Raw genomic sequence first — 7,015 nt, 5'->3', positions numbered from 1 at the left:
CACCGTGACGACCAGCAAGGCAATCAAGGCGTCGGCACTGGCAAGCTGATGCAAGTCGATCTTGCTGCCGGTCAGCACGAAGAAGAACGGGGTCAGCAGCGCAAGCAACGGCTGGATCTGTTGTTCCAGCGTATGCTGTTGACGCGTTTCGGAAGCGATCATGCCGGCTAGGAACGCTCCAATGATGGCGGCCAGGCCGAACAGTGTGGAGACGTAGGCAAGCCCTAGGCACAAGGCCAATACGATCAGCAGTGGCGAATAAGTGCTATGCGGCTTTTCCAGCCAGGTGGAATTCCAGCGCATCACGCGCGTGCCGCCCCAGCCGATCACCGCGATAAAGCCGATTGCACCGCCCAGCACCATCGATAGATGCGCCGGATCGAAGCCTTGGCCGCCCTGCAGCGACACCACCACGCCAAGCAGCAGCATGGCGAGGATGTCGTCGATCACCGCGGCGCCCAGGATCACTTTGCTTTCCAGGCGCTGCAGCACACCCAGCTCCTGCAGCACGCGCGCAGTGATGCCGGCCGAGGTGGCCACGAAGGCGGCCGCGACGAACAACGACTTGCCCCAATCGAAGCCGCTGGCATGCGCCCAGAATCCGCCCATGCCGAACGGCAGCAGCACGCCGAGTACGCCGACCAGGAAGGCCGCTTTGCCGACTTTCTTCAGGTCTTCCAGCCGCGTTTCCAGGCCTACGGCGAATAGCAGCAGCACCACACCGATTTCGGCCAATACATCCAACGGCGTACCGGGTGCTATCTGCTCGGACGTGATCCATCCCATGACCGATGGACCGATCACGCAGCCTGCGGCGATTTCACCTACCACGCCCGGCAGCTTCAGGCGCTGCGCGATCTCCGAACCGATCTGCGCGGCGACGAAGACGATGAAAAGCGCGAAAAGAATTTCGTTGGCGTGATGCATGGTCGGCATCCTTCGATCATGAGCAGCCCTGCATGCTACCGGCTCAAGCGGTAGAAGACACGCGATGGCTTGTAGGCGGCGTCTTGTCCAGCCGGGCAAAGACGCGACTTGCGACGGCAGTGATCACCGCCAACACCAATACCGTCCAGCGGAACGCCGCCACATACGCCGCACTATCCTGGCCGTGCAACAGCGTCTGCATCAGGATGGTGGCCAGCGCGATGCCAAAGCTCATCGACAGATATTGCGTGGTGGATGCCATCGACGAGGCCATCGACGCGTGCTTCACGTCCAGATCGGTGTAGATCAGCGTGTTCATAACGGTGTACTGCATGCCCATGAAGCCGCCATAGACGAACACCAGCAGGGTGATCAGCGCGATCGGCGTATGCGGCCCGAGCAGGGCGAACATCGCCAGCAAGGCCGCCACGATCAGCGTATTGCCGAACAACAGGCGCCGGTATCCCAGCCGAACCAGGGTGCGGTTGACCAGCCACTTGCAGCAGATCGAGCCTAGCGCCTGCGGCACCATCATCAGCCCTGCCGCCATGGGCGACCAGCCGCAGCCGACCTGCAGGAACAGCACGATCAGCAGGAACATGCCGCTGACGCCCAGCCGAGTCAGCAGATTGCCCGACAGCGCCACCCGCACGCTGCGTACGCGCAGCAGGGTCAGGTCTGCCACCGGGTGCGCCGCGCGGTGGCTGTGCCAGACATAGGTTGCGCCAAACGCGATGGCGAGTACCACCAGGAGACCCATCTGGCCCCAGCGCACGGTTTCGTCCGCGGCGAATTCCGATGCCGCCAACAACAGGGCCGACGAGGCGGCGAACAGCAGGAAACCGAACAAATCGAAGCGATGAGCCGTCTCCAGCCGGTACTCGGGCATTTCGCGGTAGTTGAGCCACACCCCTACAATGCCTACCGGTACATTGATCAGAAAGATCAGGCGCCAGTTGGCGTATTCCACCAGCGCGCCGCCCAGCAGAGGGCCCAATACCGAACCGAGCAGGCCGAAGGTGGAAACCGTGCTCATCACTTGCACGAAATCGCGCTTGTCGATGGTGCGCACCAGGATGTAGCGGCCGACCGGCATCAGCGCAGCCCCGCCGATGCCCTGCAGCACGCGTGCCATCACCAGCTCCTGCAAAGTCTGCGAAAGGCCGCACAGCAGCGAGCCGAGTGCGAACACGCTGATGGCGGCGCCAAAGAGGCGGCGTGTGCCGAAACGGTCGCATAGCCAGGGCGTGGCGGGAATCAGAATGGCCAGGGTAAGCACGTAGCTGGTCAGCGCGCTGCGCATGTTCAGCGGTGTCTCGTGCAAGGCCGTGGCAACCGCCGGCACCGCCGTATTGACGATGGTGGAGTCCAGCGATTGCATGAAGAACGATGCCGCCACCAGCCAGATCAGGCCGCTGTAGCGTTCGCGTGAAGGAAGGGCTGCAAGGTCATCCGCCGTGGCTGCGGTAGCTGAAGAGGCGGCGGAGGGAGAAGGCATGGACGTTATGATACCTGCTATGGCAGCTATTAAGATTAAGGGAGGCTGTGCAAACAGGGGACGGAGCCAAACGCAGCATGGCCGCACGCCGAGCATTGTCGATGCATGCTTCCCCGTCCGCGTTCCCGATGGCCACGCGGACACAAGGAATGACACCACAAATCGTTACACTTCACACATGAGCAAACCGTCAGCATCCCCCCTGCCTGCCGCACGCGCCGAAGAGCTGCGCAAGCAGATCGAGCATGCCAATTATCGTTACTACGTGCTGGACGATCCGGACATTACCGACGCCGAATACGACCGCCTGCTGCGCGAACTGGAGGCGCTGGAGGCGGAATATCCGCAACTGGCTAGGCCCGACTCGCCGACCCGGCGTGTCGGCGCGCGTGTGCAAGGCGGTTTCGCCGAAGTGCGGCATGCCTTGCCGATGCTGTCGTTGAACAATGCCTTCGAGCAGGAGGGCGGCAACGATCGCGAGCGCTATCGTGAAGTGGCCGAGTTCGAACGCCGTATCGAGCAGACGCTGGGGCGCAGCCAGCCGGTATTTTCGGTGGAACCGAAACTGGATGGCCTGGCGATCAGCCTGCGCTATGAAGACGGTGAGTTCGTGCAGGGCGCCACGCGTGGCGACGGTGAAACCGGTGAAGACGTAACCGCCAACCTGCGCACCGTGCGCGCCATTCCGCTGCGCCTGCGTGGCAAGGACTGGCCGCGCGTGCTGGAAGTGCGTGGCGAAGTGATCATGCTGCATAAGGATTTCGAGGCCTTCAACGCTTATGCGCGCGCGCATGGCGAACGCCCGCTCGCCAATCCGCGCAACGGCGCAGCCGGTTCGCTGCGGCAGCTCGATCCGGCCGTCACGGCCAAGCGCAAGCTGAGCTTCTTTGCGTATGGCGTAGGTATCGTCGAGGGCGCCGAGCTGCCGCCTACGCATTCCAAAACCTTGCAGAAGCTGCGCGACTGGGGGTTTCCGGTCTCGCCGGAAGCGAGCACGGCCATGGGCTTCGATGGCCTGCTCACCTATTTCAGGCACGTCGGCGCCCGGCGCGACCAACTGCCTTATGACATCGATGGCGTGGTGTACAAGCTGGACGATTACGCGGGGCAGCGCGACATGGGTTTCGTGTCACGCGCGCCGCGCTGGGCGCTAGCGCACAAGTTTCCCGCGCAAGAGCAGAGTACGACAGTGGAGGCGATCGAGATCCAGATCGGCCGCACTGGCGCCGCCACGCCGGTGGCGCGCCTCACGCCCGTGCAGGTGGCCGGCGTCACGGTGACCAATGCCACGCTGCACAACGCCGACCAGGTGGCGCGGTTGGACGTGCGTGTGGGTGACACGGTGATCGTGCGCCGGGCCGGCGACGTGATTCCGGAAGTGGTGCGCGTCATGCCCGACCGCCGTCCGCCGCACACGCATCCCTGGCAGATGCCAGCGCATTGCCCGGTATGCGGCTCGGCACTGGTGCGCGAAGAAGGGGCGGCGGCATGGCGTTGCTCGGGCGGATTGGTCTGCGCCGCGCAGCGCAAGGAAGCCTTGATCCATTTCGCTTCCCGGCGCGCGATGGATATTGAAGGCATCGGCGAGCGCTTCGTCGATGCGCTGGTGGATTTCGGCTACGTGCACACGCCGGCCGATCTGTACAAGCTCACGCTGGAAGACTTCCTGGAGATGAAGCGCCGCGCAGATGAGCGCGAGGGCACCACGCCGGAAACCGTCAAGGCCGGCAAGATCGCCACCAAGTGGGCCGAAAACCTGATCGAGGCGATCGAAGCCAGCAAGCGCACCACCTTGACGCGTTTTCTCTATGCGCTGGGCATCGTGCATATCGGCGAGAGCACGGCCAAGACACTGGCCAGCTGGCTGGGACGGCTCGAATGGGTGCGCAGCATGCCGGCAGCGATCTTGCGTGAGCTGCCCGATATCGGTGCGGAAGTGGCCGGTTCCATCGAAGCGTTCTTCAAGCAGAAGGGCAATCGCCAGGTCGTCGATGCGCTGCTGAAAGCCGGTGTCACGCTGGGCGATGAAACGGAGCCGTCGCCACGCCTGCAACAAAAACTCGACCTGGCGGTATTGCTGGAAGATGCCGGCGTCAACGGTATCGGTCATCGCAATGCCGCCTTGCTGGCGTCGCATTTTCCGTCGGTGGCCAAATTGCACAGCAGCGGCATGACGCACTGGATCACGGCAGGTTTGTCGCAAGCTGCCGCGGCGAACCTCAATGAATACCTTTCCGATCACCACCGCCTGGCCGCCCTGCAGGAGGCGGAAGCCGCCATGCACCGCTTGCTGGGTGCCATCCCCAAGCATGCCAAGGTGGAAGCTCTGCCATTGACGGGCCAGACTGTCGTGCTTACCGGTACGCTATCGAACATGGGGCGCGACGAAGCCAAGGAAAAGCTGGAAGCGCTGGGCGCGAAAGTGGCTGGCAGCGTGTCCAAGAAAACCAACTTCGTGGTGGCGGGCGATGCCGCTGGGTCCAAGCTCGACAAGGCAGAGGAGCTGGGCGTGGCGGTGTGGGATGAAACGCAGTTGCTGGCGCTGTTCAAGCAGCACGGGGTTTGATCGCGATGGACGCTACCATCCATGACATCGCATCGTTTCGCCAGCGGCTGCAGGGGCGCGCGAAGCTGTACGCCATGATCCGCACGTTCTTTTCCGATCGCGGCGTACTGGAAGTGGAAACGCCGATCCTGTCGGCCGCGGGTAATACCGATCCGAACATTGAAAGTTTCCATGCGCCGTTTTACGGCCACGTCGATGCCGGCTCGCGCGAGCGCTGGCTGCGCACCTCGCCGGAATATCCCTTGAAGCGCCTGCTCGCCGATGGTGTCGGCGACTGTTATGAGCTTGGCCGCGTGTTCCGCAATGGCGAAGCAGGGGAGCGTCACAATCCCGAGTTCACCATGCTGGAGTGGTACCGCGTCGGCTGGACGCATCGGCAATTGATGGAGGAAACCATCGCGCTGGTGGAGGCTGCGCTCACCCTGGTGGGGCACCGGTGCGAAGTGCTGATCGAAGGTTATCGGCAGCTTTTCCTGGACGAGCTGGGGCTGGACCCGCTGCATGCCGATATCGACGACCTGCGTGCGCCGCTGGCCCCGTACAACATCAACCCCGATGGCCTCACCCGCGACGACTGGCTGGATCTATTGATCACGCACAAGTTGCAGCCCGCGTTTCCACGCGACCGCATCACCGTGATCCACGATTATCCCGCCAGCCAGAGCGCACTGGCGCGTATCCGGCCCGGCGATCCGCCGCTGGCCGAGCGGTTCGAGCTTTACCTGGGGCCGTACGAACTGGCCAACGGTTATCACGAACTCAACGACGCGGCCGAGCAGCGCGCGCGGTTCGAGCGTGACAACGCGCGCCGCCGTGAACGCGGCCTGCGCGAGATGCCGATCGACGAGCAACTGCTGGCGGTGCTGGGACGCATGCCCGATTGCGCCGGAGTGGCGATGGGCATCGAGCGTTTGCTGATGTGCATGGCCGGCACGGACCGGATCGCCGATGTGCTCGCGTTCCCGTTTTCCAAAGCGTAACCCCGCAGGCTGGGATGCCATCCCAGCCTACGCTTGCCATTGAAGCAACAGCTTTCCGATGTGTGCGCTGCTTTCCATCAGCGCATGCGCACGCGAGGCCTCGCTGGCCGGGAACACGGCATGGATCACGGGACGTAGCCGTTTTTCGGCAAACAGCGGCCAGACGCGTTCGTACAGTTTTTCCGCAATGGCCGACTTGAACGCCACCGAGCGCGCACGAAGCGTGGAGCCGGTGATGTGCAGACGCCTGCGCATCAACATGCCGACATCGATGGTGGCTTGCATGCCGCCGAGCGTGGCAATGATCACCAGCCGGCCATCATCGGCCAGGGCATCCAGTTCGCGCGGCAAGTAGTCGCCGGCAACCATGTCGAGCACCACATCGGCGCCACGACCATCGGTCCATGCTTTCACGCGCTCGACGAAGTCCTCATTGCGATAGTTGATGGCGCGTGCGCCGAGCGTCTCGCAAGCGCGGCATTTTTCGTCACTGCCCGCGGTGGCGAAAACCGGATGGCCCAGGGCGTGTGCAAGCTGGATCGCGGTGACGCCGATACCGCTGGAGCCGCCTTGTACCAACAGGCTTTCTTTCGCACCGTCCTCGCGCTGCCCAAGCCGGCCGCGATCGAACACATTGCTCCACACGGTGAAGTAGTTTTCCGGAAGCGAGGCGGCCTCCAGCACATCCATGCCCTCGGGCACCGGCAAGCACTGGCCCAGTGGGGCCACCGCGTAGGGCGCATAGCCGCCGCCGGCGAGCAAGGCGCATACCTTGTCGCCGCGCTTGAGCCCGAAGGGATTGCTGCCGCTGAAATCGCCATCCACCACTTCGCCGGCCACTTCCAGCCCAGGCAGGTCGGAAGCGCCAGGTGGCGGCGCATAGTGTCCTTGCCGCTGGAACACATCCGGCCGATTCACGCCCGATGCGGCGACCTTGATCAACACCTCGCCGGCGCCCGGCTGCGGTATGGGGCGCTCGGCGAGCTGGAGTACTTCCGGGCCGCCAAAGTGCGGAATCTCGATGGCTTGCATGGACGTCATCAA

5 protein-coding genes are annotated in these 7,015 nt (G+C 63.5%); 2 read left to right on the top strand and 3 right to left on the bottom strand.

The annotated features are described in order from the left end of the window. Positions 1 to 927: cation:proton antiporter (locus VMA74_RS10470; RefSeq protein ID WP_325366702.1), on the bottom strand; the 927-nt coding region annotated here is incomplete at its 3' end. A gap of 43 nt (positions 928 to 970) precedes the next feature. Next, entirely contained in the window at positions 971 to 2,425 is a 1,455-nt protein-coding gene (locus VMA74_RS10465) for an MFS transporter (RefSeq protein WP_325366701.1), read from the bottom strand. A gap of 178 nt (positions 2,426 to 2,603) precedes the next feature. On the opposite strand from VMA74_RS10465, the gene ligA reads away from it, so the two are divergent. Together ligA and epmA are read left to right on the top strand one after the other, a co-directional pair. Beyond that, positions 2,604 to 4,991, top strand: a complete 2,388-nt coding sequence (gene ligA, locus VMA74_RS10460) for an NAD-dependent DNA ligase LigA (RefSeq protein WP_325366700.1) — start codon at positions 2,604 to 2,606, stop codon at positions 4,989 to 4,991. Positions 4,992 to 4,996: 5 nt separating this feature from the next. Then, positions 4,997 to 5,971 (top strand): EF-P lysine aminoacylase EpmA, encoded by a 975-nt coding sequence (epmA, locus tag VMA74_RS10455; protein WP_325366699.1) that lies wholly within the window; start codon positions 4,997 to 4,999, stop codon positions 5,969 to 5,971. 27 nt (positions 5,972 to 5,998) lie between these two features. Here epmA and VMA74_RS10450 read toward each other — a convergent pair whose 3' ends face one another. Further along, the gene (locus VMA74_RS10450) at positions 5,999 to 7,012 is read right to left on the bottom strand and encodes an NAD(P)H-quinone oxidoreductase (protein ID WP_325366698.1); all 1,014 of its coding nucleotides are present in this window, start codon (positions 7,010 to 7,012) and stop codon (positions 5,999 to 6,001) included. Between the last annotated feature and the right edge of the window lie 3 nt (positions 7,013 to 7,015).

The organism is Dyella sp. (genome assembly GCF_035508675.1).
Lineage (GTDB): Bacteria > Pseudomonadota > Gammaproteobacteria > Xanthomonadales > Rhodanobacteraceae > Dyella_B.
This window is presented reverse-complemented; position numbering and strand designations above follow the sequence as displayed.